Origin of the sequence: Vibrio sp. FE10 (assembly GCF_030297155.1) — a bacterium.
Classification (GTDB): Bacteria; Pseudomonadota; Gammaproteobacteria; order Enterobacterales; family Vibrionaceae; genus Vibrio; species Vibrio apostichopi.
On the sequence record NZ_AP028068.1, the window covers coordinates 423157 to 443192 of the forward strand.

General features: G+C 45.2%; 19 protein-coding genes. 12 read left to right on the plus strand and 7 right to left on the minus strand.

Annotated features, from left to right (window positions below; translation table 11 throughout):
- Nucleotides 1-70: 70 nt before the first annotated feature.
- On the minus strand, nt 71-415 hold the full coding sequence (locus QUF19_RS19045; protein WP_017095108.1) for a DMT family transporter: 345 nt from the start codon (nt 413-415) through the stop codon (nt 71-73).
- 391 nt (nt 416-806) lie between these two features.
- Between QUF19_RS19045 and QUF19_RS19050 the strand changes: the two genes are divergently transcribed.
- The 5 genes from QUF19_RS19050 (at nt 807) to QUF19_RS19070 (ending at nt 4964) form a co-directional block, all read left to right on the plus strand.
- On the plus strand, nt 807-1955 hold the full coding sequence (locus QUF19_RS19050) for an S-(hydroxymethyl)glutathione dehydrogenase/class III alcohol dehydrogenase (RefSeq protein ID WP_286302192.1): 1149 nt from the start codon (nt 807-809) through the stop codon (nt 1953-1955).
- Nucleotides 1956-2110: 155 nt separating this feature from the next.
- Nucleotides 2111-2950: an S-formylglutathione hydrolase gene (fghA, locus tag QUF19_RS19055; RefSeq protein ID WP_286302194.1), complete on the plus strand. Its 840-nt coding sequence runs from the start codon at nt 2111-2113 to the stop codon at nt 2948-2950.
- A gap of 160 nt (nt 2951-3110) precedes the next feature.
- On the plus strand, nt 3111-3443 hold the full coding sequence (locus QUF19_RS19060; protein WP_012601126.1) for a DMT family transporter: 333 nt from the start codon (nt 3111-3113) through the stop codon (nt 3441-3443).
- A 145-nt stretch (nt 3444-3588) separates the two neighbouring features.
- Nucleotides 3589-3990 (plus strand): hypothetical protein, encoded by a 402-nt coding sequence (locus QUF19_RS19065; RefSeq protein WP_286302203.1) that lies wholly within the window; start codon nt 3589-3591, stop codon nt 3988-3990.
- Nucleotides 3991-4226: 236 nt separating this feature from the next.
- Nucleotides 4227-4964, plus strand: coding sequence for an NUDIX hydrolase (locus tag QUF19_RS19070; protein ID WP_286302206.1), 738 nt, complete (start codon nt 4227-4229; stop codon nt 4962-4964).
- Nucleotides 4965-5124: 160 nt separating this feature from the next.
- Here QUF19_RS19070 and exaC read toward each other — a convergent pair whose 3' ends face one another.
- A complete protein-coding gene (gene exaC, locus QUF19_RS19075; protein WP_286302208.1) occupies nt 5125-6645 on the minus strand; it encodes an acetaldehyde dehydrogenase ExaC in 1521 nt (506 codons plus the stop codon).
- A gap of 327 nt (nt 6646-6972) precedes the next feature.
- Here exaC and QUF19_RS19080 point away from each other — a divergent pair, with 327 nt between their 5' ends.
- Entirely contained in the window at nt 6973-8760 is a 1788-nt protein-coding gene (locus QUF19_RS19080; RefSeq protein ID WP_286302209.1) for a sigma-54-dependent Fis family transcriptional regulator, read from the plus strand.
- Between the two features lie 407 nt (nt 8761-9167).
- Entirely contained in the window at nt 9168-11282 is a 2115-nt protein-coding gene (locus QUF19_RS19085; protein WP_286302210.1) for a methyl-accepting chemotaxis protein, read from the plus strand.
- A gap of 128 nt (nt 11283-11410) precedes the next feature.
- On the opposite strand, the gene QUF19_RS19090 is transcribed toward QUF19_RS19085, so the two are convergent.
- Nucleotides 11411-12244, minus strand: a complete 834-nt coding sequence (locus tag QUF19_RS19090) for a LysR family transcriptional regulator (RefSeq protein WP_286302211.1) — start codon at nt 12242-12244, stop codon at nt 11411-11413.
- 116 nt (nt 12245-12360) lie between these two features.
- Between QUF19_RS19090 and QUF19_RS19095 the strand changes: the two genes are divergently transcribed.
- The gene (locus QUF19_RS19095; RefSeq protein ID WP_286302212.1) at nt 12361-13008 is read left to right on the plus strand and encodes a glutathione S-transferase family protein; all 648 of its coding nucleotides are present in this window, start codon (nt 12361-12363) and stop codon (nt 13006-13008) included.
- 76 nt (nt 13009-13084) lie between these two features.
- Here the strand turns inward: QUF19_RS19095 and QUF19_RS19100 are convergent, their stop codons facing one another.
- Nucleotides 13085-13318, minus strand: coding sequence for a helix-turn-helix domain-containing protein (locus tag QUF19_RS19100; protein ID WP_017054877.1), 234 nt, complete (start codon nt 13316-13318; stop codon nt 13085-13087).
- Nucleotides 13319-13328: 10 nt separating this feature from the next.
- Nucleotides 13329-13877 (minus strand): DUF2975 domain-containing protein, encoded by a 549-nt coding sequence (locus QUF19_RS19105; RefSeq protein ID WP_286302219.1) that lies wholly within the window; start codon nt 13875-13877, stop codon nt 13329-13331.
- Nucleotides 13878-14184: 307 nt separating this feature from the next.
- Here QUF19_RS19105 and QUF19_RS19110 point away from each other — a divergent pair, with 307 nt between their 5' ends.
- Nucleotides 14185-15627, plus strand: coding sequence for an AGE family epimerase/isomerase (locus QUF19_RS19110; RefSeq protein WP_286302220.1), 1443 nt, complete (start codon nt 14185-14187; stop codon nt 15625-15627).
- Nucleotides 15628-15840: 213 nt separating this feature from the next.
- Here the strand turns inward: QUF19_RS19110 and QUF19_RS19115 are convergent, their stop codons facing one another.
- Both QUF19_RS19115 and QUF19_RS19120 read right to left on the minus strand, forming a co-directional pair.
- On the minus strand, nt 15841-16248 hold the full coding sequence (locus tag QUF19_RS19115) for a hypothetical protein (RefSeq protein ID WP_029223609.1): 408 nt from the start codon (nt 16246-16248) through the stop codon (nt 15841-15843).
- Between the two features lie 193 nt (nt 16249-16441).
- Nucleotides 16442-17773, minus strand: a complete 1332-nt coding sequence (locus QUF19_RS19120; protein ID WP_286302225.1) for a ferredoxin reductase family protein — start codon at nt 17771-17773, stop codon at nt 16442-16444.
- Between the two features lie 179 nt (nt 17774-17952).
- Here QUF19_RS19120 and QUF19_RS19125 point away from each other — a divergent pair, with 179 nt between their 5' ends.
- The 3 genes from QUF19_RS19125 (at nt 17953) to QUF19_RS19135 (ending at nt 20030) form a co-directional block, all read left to right on the plus strand.
- A complete protein-coding gene (locus tag QUF19_RS19125; RefSeq protein ID WP_286302227.1) occupies nt 17953-18642 on the plus strand; it encodes a flavin reductase family protein in 690 nt (229 codons plus the stop codon).
- Nucleotides 18643-18805: 163 nt separating this feature from the next.
- The gene (locus tag QUF19_RS19130; protein ID WP_286302229.1) at nt 18806-19597 is read left to right on the plus strand and encodes a CLCA_X family protein; all 792 of its coding nucleotides are present in this window, start codon (nt 18806-18808) and stop codon (nt 19595-19597) included.
- Nucleotides 19598-19706: 109 nt separating this feature from the next.
- Entirely contained in the window at nt 19707-20030 is a 324-nt protein-coding gene (locus QUF19_RS19135) for a DUF4144 domain-containing protein (protein ID WP_286302231.1), read from the plus strand.
- Nucleotides 20031-20036 lie beyond the last annotated feature (6 nt).

Consider the following 20036-nt stretch of genomic DNA (forward strand, 5'->3'; position numbering starts at 1 on the left):
AGGAGTTAAAACGAACTTCATCAGAAGAATGGATAGATAACTTTTAGTAGGGCAAAACAAGTTAGAGATCCTAATGACTCACCGACGTTGAAAACAGGTTGATAATCACCACACCAGCCAAAATCAAAGCGATGCCGATGATCGCGAAGATATCGAGCTTTTGCCCGTAGACCAACCAAGACAAAGCTGCGACTAGCACTATCCCAGCCCCACACCAAATCGCATACGCCACACCTAAAGACATGGTTTGCACTGTGAGAGACAACAGATAAAAAGCACAGCCGTAGCTAGCCAATACTGCGACAGTGGCCGGTAAAGAAGTAAACTGTTGCGTTTTAGGTAATAGAGAAGTCGCGACAACTTCAAGTACGATGGCGAGTGACAGCATCACTGGGGGTGGGAGAGATAAAAGCATGTTCGAGTCCACAACAATAAAATACGGCGCTCAGAATATTGTAGTTTTATTTCCAATTCATGCGATTTTCAGTAAGCAATTATTATGACGTACCCTAAAATGTCTTAATTAGAAACCTCTATGAATAGGTCTTTAATCATTCATCTCCGTACGAAATAACAGAGCCCGTTTGCTCATGGTTAATGGTCATTATTCAAATACTCCCCAATACCAATTATTACACATATGTAATAATCATTTTCCATTTAAGGGGATTATCAAAACTCAGACTCACACCTATACTAGCTCCAACAAAACGAGAGAGCGGAAACAATTAAGCTCAACTACTCTTAACGGGTTGAAGCTAATTGCACAGTTATCCGCTGTACTGACATATATAGGAAGCATCCAAATGACAATCGAAATTAAACCTGGTCAAACTCATATCAAATCAAAAGCAATGGTTGCTTGGGCAGCTGGCGAGCCACTAAAAATGGAAGAAGTTGATGTACAACTTCCTAAAGCTGGTGAGGTTCTAGTTCGCATCGTTGCTACTGGTGTTTGTCACACTGACGCATTCACATTATCAGGTGACGATCCAGAAGGTATCTTCCCTTCAATCCTTGGTCACGAAGGTGGCGGTATCGTTGAGATGATCGGCGAAGGCGTTACAAGTGTTGAGATTGGCGACCACGTTATCCCACTTTACACAGCTGAATGTGGCGAATGTAAGTTCTGTAAATCTGGTAAAACTAACCTATGCCAAGCGGTTCGTGAAACGCAAGGTAAAGGCCTAATGCCAGACGGTACAAGCCGCTTCTCTATCAATGGCGAAACAATTTTCCATTACATGGGTTGCTCTACTTTCTCTGAGTACACGGTACTTCCAGAAATCTCTCTAGCGAAAGTAAGCAAAGAAGCACCGCTTGAAGAAGTTTGTCTTCTAGGTTGTGGTGTAACTACGGGTATGGGCGCTGTACTGAACACAGCTAAAGTTGAAAAAGGCGACAACGTTGCTGTATTCGGCCTAGGCGGTATCGGTCTTTCTGCAATCATTGGTGCTCGCATGGCTGGTGCTGACCGCATCATCGGTGTAGATATCAACGAGAGCAAATTCGAGCTAGCAAAACAGCTTGGCGCGACTGACTGCATCAACCCAACTAAATTCGACAAGCCGATCCAAGAAGTTATCGTTGAGATGACAGACGGCGGTGTTGAGTACTCTTTCGAGTGTATCGGAAACGTAAACGTAATGCGTCAAGCACTTGAGTGTTGCCACAAAGGTTGGGGCGAATCGGTAATCATTGGTGTTGCTGGTGCAGGCCAAGAGATCGCAACTCGTCCATTCCAACTAGTAACTGGTCGTGTATGGCGTGGTTCTGCTTTCGGTGGTGTTAAAGGCCGCTCTGAGCTTCCAGAAATCGTAAACCGTTACATGGCGGGTGAGTTTGGTCTTCAAGAGTTCATCACTCACACTATGGGTCTGCAAGATGTAAACGAAGCATTCGACCTAATGCACAAAGGTGAATCTATCCGTACTGTTCTACACATGGATAAATAATTCTCCTTGGCCTCGATTCTTTCGAGCATCGAGGCCAAAGCTATAAATGAAAAGCAACAAACTGTCTTCACCACCTCCTGCCCGGTGGGTGGTGAAACTTTAAATGACATAGACAAGTTACTCCCCAAAACCATCAACCTAACGGAGCACAATAGATGACAATCGAAAACATTAGCCAAGCAAAGGTTGCTGGTGGTTGGCATAAACAATACACCCACTTTTCTGCAACGCTTGACTGCAACATGCGTTTTGCGATTTTCTTGCCGCCTAACGCAAGCAAAGAAAACCCAGTTCCTGTTTTGTATTGGTTATCAGGCTTAACCTGTACCGATGAAAACTTCATGCAAAAAGCCGGCGCGTTCAAAGCTGCGGCTGAGCAAGGCATCGCTATTGTTGCCCCAGATACAAGCCCGCGCGGCGAAGGCGTTGCCGACAATGAAAGCTACGATCTCGGCCAAGGTGCAGGCTTCTATGTGAATGCCACTCAAGCACCATGGGACAGCCATTACCACATGTACGATTACGTGGTAACAGAGCTCCCAGCTTTGATTGAATCTTTCTTCCCAGTAACGTCTGTGAAATCGATTTCAGGTCACAGCATGGGCGGACACGGTGCCCTAACGATTGGTATCAAAAACGAAGATAGCTACCGTTCTATCTCGGCATTCAGCCCAATCACCAACCCAATGCAATGCCCTTGGGGACAAAAAGCATTCAACCAATATCTAGGCTTAGATATTGAAGAGTGGAAACACTACGATGCCTCTGAGCTTCTAAAAACCAAAGGCACTAAGCTGCCAATGTTGGTTGACCAAGGCGAAGCCGATAACTTCCTGATTGAACAGCTTAAGCCTGAGCAATTAGTCGAAGCGGCTAAGGTAGCCAATGCCAATTTAGAGCTACGTATGCAGCCAGGTTACGACCATAGCTACTTCTTCATCTCTAGCTTTATTGATGAGCATATTGAGTTCCACGCTGCTTACCTAAACAAGTAGTCACACCGATTTAGCCCACACCTTGCAAAAGCGTGAGGTGTGGGCTTTTTTGCGCCTGCTATTTGGGCAAATACGCTGTTACTAAAGAGCAGCAACAACGATTCACTCTTTCAAACACCCCGCTATACCAACAAAAACAATACAACGAAAAGGTACGACTATGAGCTGGTTTTTCTTAATGATGGGCGTGATGGCGGAAGCACTTTCTCACGTAGCACTTAAAGCAACCGACGGTTTCAGCTTGTCTAAACCCATCCCTGCTCTATTGGTGATTTCAGGACACTTGGCGGCATTTCTATTTTTGAGCCAAGCAATGAAAGGGATGCCTGTAGGTGTAGTTCACTCTTTATGGGCGGGCTTGGCTATCGTAACCGTGAGCTTGATTTCTACATTTGTTTACCGCCAGCACCTCGATACTATGGTGTGGGTTGGTATGTTATTTGTGGCGGCAGGCGTTGTGATGATCAACCTATCTCAAGGTCACTCGCACTAGTGTAGTTAGTGACTTATTAACAGTGTGTCAATTCATTCAAACTTCCTAACAGACAGGTGTCGCCTTCACTTATTCATACTCTTACAATCAGCAAATCAAACCTGTTACCATAGCGCCTTCAACATCACCTATTTTGAAGGTTGCTATGAAAGCAATTAAGACTCTTTTCTTCCTGATGGTTTTACTGAGCGGTCTGTTTACCGCTTGGCTGTTTATCCCAATTCCAGCGACCATGGACAAGCAAACGCTCGACGTTCCATTAACGGAACCATTCAAGCTTGTGGCGTACCGCAGCAACCCGAATGATGCCAGTAAGCCGCTGACTTACCACTACTATGTGATTTCTGATGTGGTTGGCGTGGACGACATGGACCCGTTTCTGATTACGACAGACCAATTTGTAAAGCTTGGCGAATTCGACGAGAACACGTTCAGCCTAACGGTTAACGGCAAGATCGAGAGCTACACCAACGATTTGTGGATCAAAAAGGCCGACGGCAAACTGCAGCACTGGTACGTAAGTGTTGATGCAAACTATATTCGTTAGAGTCGAATCCAAATAGACCCGATTTAAAACTGCGCTTTGGCTTCCAAGCGCAGTTTTTTGTTTCTAGCGTAATTTTTGTTTCAAGCCGCCCGCTTTAAACTCTCCCTCACTTTTTACTCACCACTGCCGTGCTCTTAAAAATGCTACAAGCAGAGCAGGTGTCATAAGCTCTACAGATGTTATAAGCTCCACCTACACTCGACTCCCTATAAATCAAAAAAAATAAAGGATCACCCGTGGAATTTACGCTCGACAAATTTAACGGCATCATCATTGACCCAGCAACAGCCCCTCACGATGCTGCCTCATTCAATACCGAACTTAGCCAGATCACCGAATTTTCAAAGCAAAATAACAAAGGCATCATTTGGATTAGTTTGCCTATTTCACTCTCGCACCTTATTCCGGTAGCGACTGAGCTTGGCTTCGTGTTTCACAACTGCTTAGAAGACGAGATTACGCTGATTCATAAATCCGAGATGGTAGAATTTGTGCCTTTCATTCCGACCCACACCTTGGGCGCTGGCGCGTTGATCACTAACGAACACAACCAAGTGCTGATGATCAAAGAGCACGGTATGACTGGCTACAAATTACCGGGCGGCCATATTGAGTTGGGTGAAGGTATTGAGGAATCGGTTGTCCGTGAAACCTTGGAAGAAACAGGTATCGAAGCCACGTTCGTTTCGGTGGTTGGCATGGCAACAAGACACCCGTATCAGTTTGGCAAATCGAATCTCTACTTTATTTGCCACCTTATCGCTCAAACCCAAGAGATTGCAATTCAAGACACCGATGAAATTGCAGAAGCTAAATGGATTGATGTTGAAGAGTATATTAACAACCCCGAAAGCTACCCGTTTAACCGCCAATTGGTCGGTTCTCTGATAGGAAAGCAAGGATTAGAGCTTACCCAACTAGAAGGCAACTATGGCCCTGTCCACAAGCCAGAGATCTTCTTTTCGCAAAGCTAGAGTGCTTCAGATATAAAAACGCCCAACTCAAATGAATTGGGCGTTTTGGTTTTGCTTTCACTTTTTATTTTTGTTGATTAAGCCGACTGCGTTGTTAGTTACTCTTCACTCCCTCAACGATCTAACACTTAAAGCCAATCCGTCTTAGAACATATCTGTTTTAGAAAAAACCTAGTGGGTTGGTATCGTAGCTGATCAGCAGGTTCTTGGTGTTTTGGTAGTGATCGAGCATCATCTTGTGTGTCTCACGACCGATGCCTGATTTCTTGTAGCCACCAAATGCTGCGTGTGCCGGGTAAGCGTGGTAACAGTTCACCCAAATACGGCCGGCTTCGATGTTACGACCCATGCGATACGCTAGGTTTGCATCACGCGTCCACACGCCAGCACCCAAGCCATATTCGGTATCGTTGGCAATCTCTAACGCTTCTGCTTCGTCTTTAAACGTCGTTACTGCGATAACTGGGCCGAAGATCTCTTCTTGGAACACACGCATCTTATTGTGCCCTTCCAGCATGGTTGGTTGAATATAATAACCATTGCCGAGCTCATCTGGTTGCTGCGCGATTTCACCACCTGTCAGCACTTTCGCACCTTCTTGACGACCGATTTCGAGGTAGCTCAAGATCTTATCGAACTGCTCTTTAGAAGCTTGTGCGCCAACCTGCGTATCAGTATCTAACGGGTTACCTTGTTTAATGGTTTGAGCACGCTCGACCACCTTGGCGATGAACTTGTCGTACACCGATTCATGGATCAGCACACGTGATGGACAAGTACACACTTCACCTTGGTTGAAGAACGCAAGCAGCATGCCTTCGACACACTTATCTAAGTATTCATCTTCATGGTTAAAGATGTCTGGGAAGTAAATGTTTGGAGACTTACCGCCAAGCTCAACCGTTGATGGGATCAAGCTTTCAGCTGCACATTTCAGAATATGGTGGCCGACCTCTGTTGAGCCTGTGAATGCCAACTTAGCCAAACGATCGCTAGTTGCTAATGCTTGGCCTGCTTCGCTACCAAAACCATTCACGATATTAACAACGCCTGCAGGCAGAAGATCAGCGATCTTCTCCATCATCACTAAGATCGATGTCGGTGTTTGCTCGGCTGGCTTCATCACCACACAACAGCCTGCTGCCAGTGCTGGTGCCAGTTTCCAAGCCGCCATTAAAATCGGGAAGTTCCAAGGAATGATCTGCCCTACTACACCGATTGGTTCAGGGAAGTGGTAGCTCGCGGTGTTTGAATCTAGCTCGGCTGCGCTGCCTTCTTGCGCTCGAATACAGCCCGCAAAGTAACGGAAGTGATCGACAACCAAAGGAATATCTGCCGCCAGAGTTTCACGTACAGGTTTGCCGTTTTCCCATGTCTCGGCGACTGCGAGTTCTTCTAGGTTCGCTTCAATGCGGTCGGCAATTTTAAGTAGGATGTTCGAACGTTCAGTAACGCTCGTCGCAGCCCAACTTGCACGAGCTGCATGCGCGGCATCGAGTGCCAAGCTAATGTCCGCCTCGGTTGAGCGTGCCACTTGGCAATACACCTGACCATTCACTGGAGATGTGTTATCAAAATACTCGCCGCTAACAGGTTTCACCCACTCGCCACCGATAAAATTGTCGTATTGGGCTTTAAAGTTCACTACTGCGTTGTCACTACCCGGCTGTGCGTAAATCATAGTTAGATCCTTCTTTGATTTGTTCTTCGTTATTGAGTGAGAGCTGTCTTATTTTTATGGCGACTTCTCTTGAGAAAAGAACTCATGACAAGACGCCCATGTTTATGCTTTCTGTTTAAAACACTGATACTTCGTGTTTTCTTCACAACAGTAACAACGCAAATCACACGCCAGAACTTCAAAACTTGTTGTTAATAAATTGTAAAACTATGATTACCAAACGTTTACAACCCAAAGTGAGTTGGCATTGAACGGACGTATGGAAACCACTCCAGTGTTCAACTGTTCCAAATTGGTACACCCTCACTGTTACGACATGGAACAGTCATGCACCTTCAACAAGCAAACACCTCAGATTGGCTTTCGTCTTCTTGGCACCGCAGCACAGAAGCGGGTCTAAAACAGAGACGACTTCCCGAAGACATTCGCCTGCCACAATCGATCCTGAAACAGCGACGTCATCAATCGTCTGACTTGATCCACATCGTCGAACGCAATGCTCTACCTCTGTTTAATCAGATGTTTGCACGCACTGACAGTCGTTTGATTCTGACGGATATCGAGGGCGTCATTCTGGCAAGTTGGGGGCAGGAGCGGTTTAAGGAGAAACTGACGTCAATTGCACTCAGCTCAGGAGCGTGTTGGCAGGAACAACTTAAAGGCACCAATGCGATAGGCACCGCCATTGTTGAAGCCAAGCCAGTATCCATCATTGGCGAACAGCACTTCATCCACCAGCATCGATTTATCAGTTGCTCAGCCAGCCCGGTGTTCGATCATCAAGCTCAAATGGTCGGCGTATTAGACATTACTAGCGAGCAGCAACAACACGACAGTTCAGTGCAGCTACTCGTTCAAAACATGGTTCAGCTTATTGAAAATCAGCTACTGAGTCATATCCCGCAAGGCACCACTCGCATTGACCTCGCTTGTGAAAAATCGTTATTGCACAGTGGTTGGCAAGGGATAGTGATAGCCAACGAAGCTGGCGAAGTAGTGGCGCACAATCAGGTCGCCTCTCAACTGTTGGATCAAACCTCAATCGTTGGCGAATGCATCGACACTCTCTTCAATCGATCCTCATTAGACGCGCCCTTTGTGTTTGAAAAACAGCACCTCAAACGAACGACTACCAAACGTACGCGTTCACTCTCAGCATCGTGCGATTTACATCACGGTGAACAACAAATTGAACACGCTTGGCAGCAAGCCAACAAGGTAATAGACAAAGGGATCAGTTTGTTGATCTTAGGAGAAACAGGTGTAGGCAAAGGCGAGTTTGTTAAGGCGTTACACAAGCAAAGCCAACGTAAATCGTCGCCCTTAGTGGCGGTGAATTGCGGTGCGCTACCGAAAGATCTTATTGAATCTGAACTGTTTGGCTACGCGCCGGGGGCTTTTACTGGCGCAAGCCACAAAGGTTTCCAAGGCAAGATTCGCCAAGCTGATAAGGGAATTCTGTTTCTAGATGAAATCGCCGACATGCCATTGGAGGCTCAATGTCGATTGCTGCATGTTCTGCAAGACAAATCCGTAGTGCCTGTTGGCTCAAATCAGAGCTACCAAGTCGATTGTCAGATCATCGCTGCCACACATAAAAACTTAGAAAAATTGGTCGCAACTGGAGAATTTCGACAAGATCTCTTTTATCGCCTGAATGGCTTGGCGTTTACTCTGCCAAGCTTGCAACACCGACAAGATAAACATGCCTTAATCGAGCACATTCATCGTAAATACGCCGAAGATGAGCAGACAATCTGCCCGCACTTAATGAGTTTGCTGTACGCCTATTCATGGCCCGGTAATATCCGCGAATTAGACAACTTACTTAAAGTTGCTGCTCTATTGGCCAGTGATGAACCACAACTCACGCTAGAACATGTACCTAGCCATCTCGCTCAACACCTCACGTCATTAGCGCAAGATGATCATCATAAGTTCATCACAACCAATGCTATCGAAGGTAGGCCAAAGTCCGATTTAAAAAGTACCGTTGAAGATACGTTGCTGCAAACCTATCAAGCCAACCAAGGCAATATAAGCAAGACATCGCGAATACTAGGTATCAGCCGCAATACCATTTATCGAAAGCTGAAAAGCTTGGGGATTCTGTAATAAATAACATTAACAATGACTTGGTTACTCAGATTGAGCATACAAAGTATAAACACGCACTTTTCAAGTGGACACTCTGCGCTTCGGACCAAATTAAAATGTGATTAATGTCATATAATGAGTAATCCATATTCAGAGCGATCTCAAACTACAACCTCTTGATTTACCGAAAAATAAATATCATTGATAAACTTAAAAGATCAATGAATACAAATAGCTAATGAAATACTAACGCCCATTTCCTTCCGCTATATAACTCGCTGGCAAGATATAAATCTGAGCATTATGCAATCCTATTTATAATTTTGATCTCCCTATTCTTTTTGTGTTCATTATTTTGAATTTTCCATTCACTTATCTTGTTTAAAATCTCTGCAAAACTACCACTATTTGGTTACAGGGGTCTTATGTTTAACAGTATACGCACGCGAATTGCGGTGAGTGCGGGTGGGGCGATGGCTTTCACTCTATTGATCGCAATGGGGATGACGACCAACGCATTTACCGATGTGAACAAAAAAGTCACTGAAAAAGTAAAAATACAGCTAACGGATGCCACGACAACGGACCTACAAAACACGGCTCTTCAACAGGGTTTAAATATCGCTAACCAACTTGATCCTGTGCTAGCAAACCTAAAGCAAGCACGATCAATCATCGAGCTAAGTTCAGAAACCAACGCAAGCGCAGACCTTATCGTTAAACAGTTTACTGCCGCCTTGGAAGCACAAAACAAAGCTGTATTTGCAGGTTACATGGTTTGGGAAAACAAGACATGGCCTCAACAAACTGAGTTGGACAGCAAGCTCGGCTTTAACACAGAATTAGGTTTTAACAGTCAGGGCTACCTTGCGCCTTTCTTCTCTCCAAATGACCAAAATAGCTTTGATGCCGTTGCAATGGAAAGCTTTAGCAATACAAAACTAAATAGTAACGGAGAGCGCAAAGACGACTGGCACTTAATGCCTTACCAAACCGGTAAGACATTTGTTATGGAACCGTACTTCTATCCGGTTCGAGGTAAACAAGAGCTCATCACCACTATCAGCCAACCAATCAAACAAGACGGAGAAATCATTGGCTCAATTGGCTTTGATTTGTCTTTGTTCGAACTGCAAAGCCAGAGTGAATTGTTTGCACGTAACCTATTTGATGGCAAGGGTAAGATCCTTATCACTTCATGGAAAGGCATTACATTGGCCAACAGTCGTGCTGGAAATATGGTAGGTAAAAGAGTCTCTTCTGAGTTGGAATCTGAATGGTCGAAGATTCAATCTATCGCTAAACGCGAAGGCGCTGGCCTTGTTACTTTCGGCGGAGATGAGTATGCAATTACTGCAATTGATACCAGTGATGCACCTTGGGTAGTCATGGTGTCCGTTCCCAGTAGTCACCTTACAAAAAGCGTCGACGAGTACACACAATGGAGTGATGCTCAGAATTCGAAAGCGCTTGAAAAAGGTGTGTGGGCGGGGATCATCGCAGCTATTCTAGGTATTGCCTCAATGGCATTCATTGCCAACTCTCTGGGCAAGGTTCTGAACAACTTAGTAGAGCGTTTTAAAGATGCAGCACAAGGTGAAGGCGACTTAACTTATCGCATAGAGGTGAAAGGAAAAGATGAAACCGCGCAGCTTGCACACTGGTTCAACACCTTCCTATCTCGTATGCAAGAAATGCTACTTACCGTCATGGTAACGGCCGATCAAGTCGATAAAAATGCCACTGAAGGCCAGGCACGTGCAGAGGTTTCTCGTGATCAACTGAACTCTCAAGTTAACGAGGTAAACTCACTTGCCACTGCTATTAATGAAATGAGTGCGACTGCGCAAGAAGTAGCAAGTTCAGCCGTTCAAGCAGCCGCGGCAGCAAGCCAAGTACAAAGCAACAGTCTCAATGGCATGACGCGTATGGACAATGCCGCGAGTGCTGTAGACAGCTTAGCTGTTCAGGTTAATGATGCGCAGCAACAAACACAAAACCTAGTCGATTCGAGCACCGCTATTCAAGGTATCTTGAGCGAAATTGGTGGCATTGCAGAACAAACCAACTTACTTGCGCTTAATGCCGCTATTGAGGCAGCACGTGCGGGTGAAGCTGGACGAGGCTTTGCTGTGGTTGCTGATGAAGTACGTAACCTAGCAAATCGTACTCAAGGTTCGACAGAAGAGATTCGCTCGATGTTGGCTCGCCTAGAGCAAGAGACTCAATCTATCGTGATATTGATGGAGCAAAGCCAGAAGCAAGCGAATGACACCAAAGGTGAAACTCAAGCAGCACATCTCGCCTTGTCGGAAATCAACCAAGCGATTGAAGTGATTAACGACATGAACAATCAGATTGCTTCGGCTGCTGAAGAGCAAAGCTCAGTGTCAGAAGAGATTAACCGCAATGTAGTGATCATCAATGACACCGCAGTGGAAGTGATGGGTACTATGACATCGTCGGTAGAAATCAGTAACGAGTTGACGGTAAAAGCCGGAGATTTACACGGTGAGTTAAGCAAGTTCAAGCTTTCTTAATTACCAGTACCGTCTCATAATAACTAGGCCGAGAAACGTAATATTCTCGGCCTATCAATTTCCTCATATCCTCTCATCTTACAGCTCATCTATCGAAATTCACCGAACAAAGATCTCCCAACAGAAAGCTAATCAGAGTCCAACTCGACAAGTTGATTGAGCACTTCTTTGTCTAATACAGGATGATGCTTACTCGCTAAGATCAGCACAATATCGACCGAAGGTAACGGCGGCATATCTTCAAGAACGTTTAAATCCGGCGTCACGCTGAGCTTACCCATCGCACCAATCGCTAACCCTGCTTTTACTATCGCGCGCTGCGCTGAAGCGGTATTGCTGCACGCCAATAACTGATAGGGCGTTCCCTGTTTAGCTAAGCCATTGACCGCGGCTGCGTGATATTTACAATCGGTCTGAAACAGAGCCAATGGAATCGGTTTTGAATCGTCGAGCATAAAATCAGGGCTGCTTATCCAAACTCCGGTATCACTGGTGAGCCAATGCCCCTCTTCGCTGTCAGGCGCTCTGGTGACAATCGCCGCATCTAAACGGCCATCATCCAACCACTCTCTCAGCGTAATGCTTGGCAGGCTAAATATTTGGATTGAGCACGTAGGTTCTGCTTGCTGTAACAGGCGAATCACTTTAGGCAAAATGGTGTCGTTATAATCTTCAGGACAACCTAATCGCAGTGGCTGTTTGTCCTCATAACGCTTTACTTGTTTCAGCGCGGTATTGTGAAGGGCGACCAGCTGCTCTGCATGAGAACGCAGCGCCAGTCCCGCCTCAGTAAGCACTAAGTTACGACCTTCTTTCTGAAAAAGAGTGACATTAAGTTCCTCTTCTAATTTACGCATCTGCGCACTAAACGCGGATTGGGTGCGATTGATCTGTTTCGCAGCACGCGTGAAGCTACTGGTTTCCACGAACGCGAGAAAGCCTCGCAGAGCATCAATATCCATGCTGAATTAACCACCCATCGTTTTTATTAATGTAATACATCAAAATTATCCGTTAGTTCGCCGCAATACAATCCCTTAAGCTCAAAAGCATATTCACCAAACACAGGGAAGCATCTATGCAGCTTTATATTGGAAACCAAAACTACTCTACTTGGTCACTGCGCGCTTGGCTAATCTTCGATAATTACAACCTGAATGCCGAAGTCATCAAACTCAAGCTTTTCACCTCTGATTTCTACGACACTCTGGCGAAAGTGACACCAACGGCTAAGGTTCCAACTCTGGTCGATGGTGATGTCGCAGTGTGGGATTCGTTGGCGATTCTTGAATACATTAACGAAACCTATTTAGACGGTGCTGCATGGCCTGAATCACGCGAAGAACGTGCTCTAGCCAGAGCAATTGCTGCAGAAATGCATTCGGGTTTTTCTGATGTAAGAAATGAAATGCCGATGAATTGCCGAGCAAGAAGAACACTCTCACTCAGTGAAGGCGCTCTTAAAGATATCGCTCGTATCGACCAAATATGGTCCACGCAAATGGAAAAATACCCAGAGGGTTGGTTGTTTGGTGAATGGTCAATTGCAGACGCGATGTTTGCCCCTGTCGCCATCCGAGTACAAACTTATGGCATTGAGCTTTCTGAAAAAGCGGCGCTATACCAACAACGCGTGCTCAACAGCGTATCAATACAAAAATGGCAAGCAGAAGCGAGTTTAGAAACCGATGTAGTTGAAGAGGATGAGGCGGGCAAGCCTGTTTAGATAAATCAATATGAGTCTCGAAAGGGCATCGAGACTCGTTCATTATTAGATGATTAGAAAGTAATGTCCTTACAGGCTATTCTTCAGCAACGCTGTCTTGATGATCATTCGGTTCAAACTCCAAAATATCACCAGGTTGGCACTCTAAAACTTCACACAGCTTGTCGAGTGTCGATAGCCTTACCGCTTTAGCTTTACCATTTTTTAATACTGATAAGTTGGCTTCAGTAATCCCAACTTCTTTTGCCAATGTCTTCAATCGCATTTTTCGTTTGGCCATCATAATGTCTAAATTAATGCGGATAGTCATGACAAGTCCTTTAAATGGTTTGGCTATGTTCGTCAGCCAGAATATAACCTTCTTTCATCACCCATGAGATGATCAAAATAATTATACCCAATATCAGTGTTAAAAAGTCCATACCAACAAAACTAATCTCAAAGATACGTTCACCTGGTGGATTATTGAACGACAGAATCACTGACATCAATGAACCGTAGATAACTGAACCTAGTACCCAATAAAACAGGCTATATCCGAGCTTCTGGTAGGACATTGCGTTTTCTAAAGAGAAGATTTCACCTCGCTCATAGTTACGGAATAAACGTATCAGAACCATCAGTGCGTACATAAGGATGCTCGACATCAATAAGCTTGTGAACGCAGCAACGATTCTTGTTGTCATAGTAAGCGGTAACATCGTGAAATACCCGATGTCGTAAGTAAGATAAAAAATGCCCGTCGCACTAATAAAGTCATAGGGAGTCTCAATTGTTAGCCAGAAGTAACACACCATTATAGGAGTAAGTACAAAAAGGGATTGTAATAGCACACGTACACGTCGGCTTTGTTTTTGAATATTGGACATACTTAGATTCCTGTTGAATTGACGGAGAGGATATTAAGATTAAAATAAATGATGATCAACAAAAAATTATCGATAAACGATAATTTTATATCGATTTAAGTTTAATGGAATAAGGCTGATCTAGTATTTGCTCTATCAATAACATGGGATAGACAACCTCCGGGTTCTAAAAACTTCAACCCAATAATCCATTTTCATCAGACTTCCATTTACTTCCTAATAATTTGATCGATTGTGATCGCCGAATCACAATGTGCAGACCTGATTGTTTATATTCAACGAAACTCAAATCATTAAGATAAACATCATGTTACGAGCAACCATCGCATTACTCAGCGCGACCAGTTTCGCTGTATCTGCCAATGTCACCCTTCCCTCTGGAGAAGACTGGGTCAATCATGCTTCTGAAGGGCTGGCACCTTATTGGCTAATACCTAGCGCGCAGGGAGAACCAATAGGCAACTTCCCGACTTTCCGCTGTGATGATGGAACACTCCTCGATGTTTCTAACGTTTGTCCTGAGTTAGACAAAGGATGGATCACGCCGCACTTTGGCAAAGAGTTCACGCGTATGAAATCGCGTCAAACCTATGCCTATGGCGTGCTTTATCATCTTACAGGCGATAAGCAGGCATTAGAGCTAGCCAAGCAAGGGGCTTACTACCTTATAGATCAGCTAGAAGATAAGAAAAATGGCGGCTTCATAAGCTTCACCAAAGACGGCAAAGCGGGACTTGAGTGGCAACAGCGTACCTCTCAAGATCAAGCGTATGCGCTGGTCGGCCTCGCCATGTATTACTACCTGACCCAAGACAAAAAGATAGAAGAAGCGCTCATCGCCCAACAAGCTTTTATCTTTGATAAGTATCGACTTAACGACAACAGCGGCCTAGCGTGGGTACTTGCTGACGGTGAAGATGGCAAAGCCACACGACGTGAATTGGTCGCACAACTTGATCAGATTAACGGCTACATGCTGTTAGTCGCTCCCCTGTTAAAAGAGCCCACCAAGACAAAATGGCTTGATGATCTAAGTTGGTTAACCCAAACCATGGTCGACCACTATCATTCAGAAGATGAGCAGCGTTTCTACGGTGCCATTCACAGCAAAGCAGCGATGATGCCCAATGCCAATCACAATGATTTTGGACACACCATCAAGGCGTATTGGATGACTTACCTGACAGGCCAAACATTGAAGAATTCTGAATGGTCGCAGTTTGGCATCAAAGGGATGAAACACACCTTAGCCCAAGCTCAATATCAAAAAGAGTTCGTGAGCGTATCCCAATATTTTGGCGAGGAGCTTCAGAAGGCATGGAAAGGACAAGAAATTACCGGTTGGCAAAGCAGACCCAACACAAATTGGGCTTCATCATGGGAGTGGGCAGAGCTAGACCAAGCTGCGATGACGGTATCGCTGGTCGATGGTTCAATGAAAGAAGTTCTGCAATACACACTACCGACGTTTCATGATGTGTGGGTCGACCATCAATATGGCGGCGTAGGGCTTGAACCTAAACGTACCAAAGCTTTCCATTGGGGCAATGGTTATCATCAATTTGAACATGCTTTGATTGGCTATTTATATGCCCAACAGGTCGACGACAAACCTGCTGTACTTCACTATGCAAGGCCGACCAACAGCAAGATGCCAATGGAGCCTTACTACTATCAAGGCGATGTGGTGGAGCTAGAAAATAAAGACGATGGGACACAGAAGGTCAGCTTTAATAACATCCGACCTTAGCGTCTGGCACTCGCGCGTCGATACTTTTAGCAGAGGTTAACCGTTAAGACGGAACAGAGAAGTCACTAGTCGTTAGCAAAGCCTGAGAAGAAAAGACGCTTTTCAGGCTTTTTAAATACTGTTGAACGGCATTATTGGTAGGGTTTAAAACTGGTATTTGAGCGATGAAGCCTTATCACTTATCAGCTCAAAAAGCATAAGGTATTGCGAAAATCACTTCTTCTTATTCTGCTCAACCAGCTTTTCATTCCACGCTACGTTGCCGTCTCGCTTGCTGACATCATACTCAGAACAAAACTGCGATATGGTCATGTTGTTGTCGCCAGTTGCTAGCTTTAGCGCTAACTGCACTTGCTGGAGCTTGCTTTGAAGGCGAAGGTTTTGACCTGCCTTTGGGCTTTTTTCTTTGGCGAACTTTAAGGCGGCATGTTTACGCTCGGCAGCCCCCGCTCGACGATCGGCTTCTGATAATAGATATTTTAGCTGCGCGACACTTTTCCCTTTTTTGAAAGCAGGCTCAAGCAGTTCGACACACTCATCAAATGATGGATTTATAACATACGGATCAATTTTGTGCGCTTGTTGGCGCATCCACTCTAGCGCGAGCTTTTCATCTGACATTTTGCGATCTTTACCAATAAAACAGCCGTACATGGTATCGCTCAATAGCAAACCGCTGCAATAAAAAGTTGACCAAGTTTTGCCTTTTTAACGAGTACTTGTAGTCAGGTATCAATAACAACAAATCGAACTGCTGATCCAGCCTCGCAACAAAGAGCCAAACTTAACGCTATTAATAGCTCTTTCGGCCTTTTTAGCGCATCACGAACAGCTCTTCGTGATAGTTCTGATCAACGTTGAACTTGCACGCATCGAGTTCTTTTTTAAGCGATGTTGAGAACCGATCTGGCCCGCAAAAATACAGCTCATAATCGTTTAAATCACCACACTGGTTAGCAATGCGTTCAGCGTTTAATCGAGGTGAATGCAAGGTGTCTATCACGTTCAAATTCACTCCAACTTGATGTGCAAGGTGCCATAACTCATCCACTAAATGCTCATCGACACCACGAGTACAATAGAATAGCTCGATGCGAGAGTGAGTCTTCTCTGTTTTGAGCGCTTCAAGCGTTGCAAAAAACGACGCTATCCCGACACCACCCGCAATCCAAATTTGTGGCTTACTTAAGTCAAACTCAAGTCGACCATAAGGCCCTTCCACCGTAACCGTATCGCCCGCATTAACTCGTTCATAAAGACCATTCGTAAAGTCACCCAACTCTTTAATCAAGAAACGCAGTTCTGAATCTTCGCTGCCCGAAACAATGGTAAACGGGTGCGGGTCTTCATTGCCGAAGCGCAGGTACGCAAACTGCCCTGCTTTGTGGCCTCGCCAAGATGTTCCGGGCTTTAGCACCAACTCCATCACTTCGGCTTGTGGAAAGTAACGAGTGGAAGAAACAGCAGCAGAGTGACGATTACGACGCCCTACAAAACCCAACAAACTGTACATCGCCGCGATAGACCCAACCAAAGCAAAGGCCACCGTTAGGTAATAAATAGGCTGGCCCCAATAGGCATGTTTGAGCAGTAATACCGAGTGAAACGCGATCAACAGATACGCGACAGACATCAAGCGATGTGACAATTTAAACGGTTTGTATTTTACTGCTGCCCACAACGACGCCACCAGTAAAACAAGCAATAGATAGAAACCCCATTCGCCAATATTTTCAGCGAAACCGTGTAGTCCATTGACCCACGCTTCCCAACCAGACAAAGCTCTTGCAGGGCCAGAGCCGTCATGACGAACAGGTTTAGCCAACACTCCTGACGTCACTAGCCACTTAGGGATCTGGTACCACAACCAGTGTGTCACACCCAGAGCTACGCCACCGATACCTAACCATTTGTGGACGCGATACGCCTTATCCATACCGTTGAGCCAATTCTCAACCATAGGCAAACGCATCGCCAAGATCATGGTGATGGACATTAACATCAGAGACAACATACCCGAGTACTGAATCATGGCAGAGCGCCATTCAAATACATTGTTTGAAGCGAAAAGTTGCGGTTCCATCGCAAACCAAAAGGCTGACATTATGGCAATCATTGCCCAGAGGATATTGCGGACTGTTTTCATTTTTTAACACTCATAAAGACGACATCATTACTTTAGCTTGCGTGATGTAAAGCAACGTCAACATACGTAAATCTATGCAAAGGCACACGCTCACCTGATCGTTAGAGGGGGCTTTCGCGTAAATATGATTTGGTTAGTGAACAAGTCGTCGAAAACAAAAAATGAGAAGAAGAGAAGATATGAAAGACATGACCCTTTCAAGAAAAGATATCCAAACGATGGATCAGCGAGAGCGCGCTCGCTTAATTAACTCTTTATCGGGGTTCAAAAGCGCCAACTTGATTGGTACCTGTGATAAACAAGGGCTGGAAAATCTTGCGGTGGTAAGTTCTGTGGTTCATCTAGGGTCGAACCCACCTTTGTTTGGCTTCATAGTTCGGCCAGCAGAGAGTCGTCGTCACACATTAGAGAATATCCTAGAAACTCAACACTTCACCATCAACAGCATCGGCGCTGATTTTGTTCAAAAAGCGCATCAAACTTCAGCTCGTTATCCAAAGTCGGCATCCGAATTCAAAGCCGTCGGGCTCACCCCTTATTATGACGACATGTTTCCCGCGCCGTTTGTATTAGAAAGTGCACTCAAGATAGGGCTGGTTTTGAAAGAGCAGATTTCAATAGAGAGTAATCAAACCCAGATGTTGATTGGAGAGGTTATTACGATTCAAGCACCCAAGCGTGCAGTGATGCCGGATGGCTACCTTGATTTAGAAGCGCTAGATTTAGTCACGATTTCAGGACTCGATAGCTACCACGTCACGCAAAGGCTTCACCGATTGAGTTACGCCAAGCCAGACAAGTCTCTGTTTCCTCTGACTCGTGAAGGAAGCCCAACGTCATGGGAAGCACGTGAACTCAACTTAGGTTAATTTGTCCGGAAAGTTGCGGTCAAAAATGCTAACTTTCTCTCGTTGCTAAAATACAATTCACACAAGTACTGCTCATTAAGTACGATTCAAATAGATGCGCTTGAAAGAGATGCGTCCGAAATCAGTTCATCACTCAACCTAACGTCTGTTTCCAAGGAACACCTTGAAGTTAACTCACTTTAAATACAAGACTCGCAAAGGCCCAGACTATCGCCATGGTGATCAGGTGTCTTTCATGGACATCAAGCAGACCTTTGGTATGGGCAGCATTCGCGTGGGCGCTTGGGTGACGAAAGAAGAGAAGGATCTGGCTGCGAATCTGATATTCGACTCGCTAGCAGACCTAGCTTACATCTTGGCTCTGCCGCCAGAAGCCATTGGCCTGCGTGGCACATTAGGCTTAGCCTTTGGCAGTGGCGGCAGAAAAGGCGTACAAGCACATTACGCCCCGAACCAAAGAGAATTAGCGCTCGCTAAGAACGCCGGCGCAGGTGCACTCGCCCACGAGTTTTGGCATGCGTTTGACCACTACATAGCTGAAAAGGCTTTTGAAATTGGTGACACCTCAGGCCCTCGAAGACACATCTTGTTCGCCAGTGACTGTTGGTTACACAATAGAAAGGTAAGGCCTCATCCATTAAACGAGAGTTTGATGTCTCTGTTCGATGCCACATTGCTCAGCGACAACAACCTGGATAAGCACGACTACGTTGCACGCAGTGTTATTGCCGACAAGGCAACGTCTGCCCGTTACTTCTCACTACCTACAGAAATGATGGCTCGCGCCTTTGAGTCTGCAATTGAATCCTGCTCAGAGATCGAAAATTCTTACTTAGTCGATGGCACGACCAAACCGGATATGTACCCTTTGTATCCCGACCTTGAGCACAGAGAAGAAATCTACAATGCGATGCAAGGCTATTTTGCACCGTTAGGCCGCTCTTTGAGCAAGTAGCTCTTTAAGTAAGTAGCGTTTTGAGTCAGATAGGACAATAGGTGACCCAATCTTCAAAACTGTTTATAGTCGAGGCTCAAACTTCAACATCCATGATTTAGAGGCAGTAATGATCAGTTGGCCATCTTTAGTAAAACTCGACGGTGATGATGAACTTATTTACGTCGCATCCGAGAACGATTTTCAAGCAGAATGCTCAGACATGATCTTAGGCGAAGATGATTATCTAATTGATTCTGAAGGTGACAGCTACGCACTTCAATCGAGCTCAAATCAACTGTCGCTAGCGAAGCGAGCAAACCAGTATTCGGTTGAAAGCGTGACTAAACTTATTCGAAATCACGAGTTCCAGAAGGCAGAAGTGTGCCTGATGAAGATTCACTTCTTAACGATTGAAGAAGCGATTCAATCCTTGGCTTTTGAGCCACGTTAATATTGG

What these genes read in the sequence shown, in the direction of transcription:
- QUF19_RS19080 (WP_286302209.1), top strand. Translation starts at nt 6,973, where the DNA reads ATGCACCTTCAACAAGCAAACACCTCAGATTGGCTTTCGTCTTCTTGG.
- QUF19_RS19095 (WP_286302212.1), top strand. Translation starts at nt 12,361, where the DNA reads ATGCAGCTTTATATTGGAAACCAAAACTACTCTACTTGGTCACTGCGC.
- fghA (WP_286302194.1), top strand. Translation starts at nt 2,111, where the DNA reads ATGACAATCGAAAACATTAGCCAAGCAAAGGTTGCTGGTGGTTGGCAT.
- QUF19_RS19065 (WP_286302203.1), top strand. Translation starts at nt 3,589, where the DNA reads ATGAAAGCAATTAAGACTCTTTTCTTCCTGATGGTTTTACTGAGCGGT.
- QUF19_RS19120 (WP_286302225.1), bottom strand. Translation starts at nt 17,773, where the DNA reads ATGAAAACAGTCCGCAATATCCTCTGGGCAATGATTGCCATAATGTCA.
- QUF19_RS19060 (WP_012601126.1), top strand. Translation starts at nt 3,111, where the DNA reads ATGAGCTGGTTTTTCTTAATGATGGGCGTGATGGCGGAAGCACTTTCT.
- exaC (WP_286302208.1), bottom strand. Translation starts at nt 6,645, where the DNA reads ATGATTTACGCACAGCCGGGTAGTGACAACGCAGTAGTGAACTTTAAA.
- QUF19_RS19115 (WP_029223609.1), bottom strand. Translation starts at nt 16,248, where the DNA reads ATGTCAGATGAAAAGCTCGCGCTAGAGTGGATGCGCCAACAAGCGCAC.
- QUF19_RS19110 (WP_286302220.1), top strand. Translation starts at nt 14,185, where the DNA reads ATGTTACGAGCAACCATCGCATTACTCAGCGCGACCAGTTTCGCTGTA.
- QUF19_RS19050 (WP_286302192.1), top strand. Translation starts at nt 807, where the DNA reads ATGACAATCGAAATTAAACCTGGTCAAACTCATATCAAATCAAAAGCA.
- QUF19_RS19105 (WP_286302219.1), bottom strand. Translation starts at nt 13,877, where the DNA reads ATGTCCAATATTCAAAAACAAAGCCGACGTGTACGTGTGCTATTACAA.
- QUF19_RS19090 (WP_286302211.1), bottom strand. Translation starts at nt 12,244, where the DNA reads ATGGATATTGATGCTCTGCGAGGCTTTCTCGCGTTCGTGGAAACCAGT.
- QUF19_RS19125 (WP_286302227.1), top strand. Translation starts at nt 17,953, where the DNA reads ATGAAAGACATGACCCTTTCAAGAAAAGATATCCAAACGATGGATCAG.
- QUF19_RS19100 (WP_017054877.1), bottom strand. Translation starts at nt 13,318, where the DNA reads ATGACTATCCGCATTAATTTAGACATTATGATGGCCAAACGAAAAATG.
- QUF19_RS19045 (WP_017095108.1), bottom strand. Translation starts at nt 415, where the DNA reads ATGCTTTTATCTCTCCCACCCCCAGTGATGCTGTCACTCGCCATCGTA.
- QUF19_RS19135 (WP_286302231.1), top strand. Translation starts at nt 19,707, where the DNA reads ATGATCAGTTGGCCATCTTTAGTAAAACTCGACGGTGATGATGAACTT.
- QUF19_RS19085 (WP_286302210.1), top strand. Translation starts at nt 9,168, where the DNA reads ATGTTTAACAGTATACGCACGCGAATTGCGGTGAGTGCGGGTGGGGCG.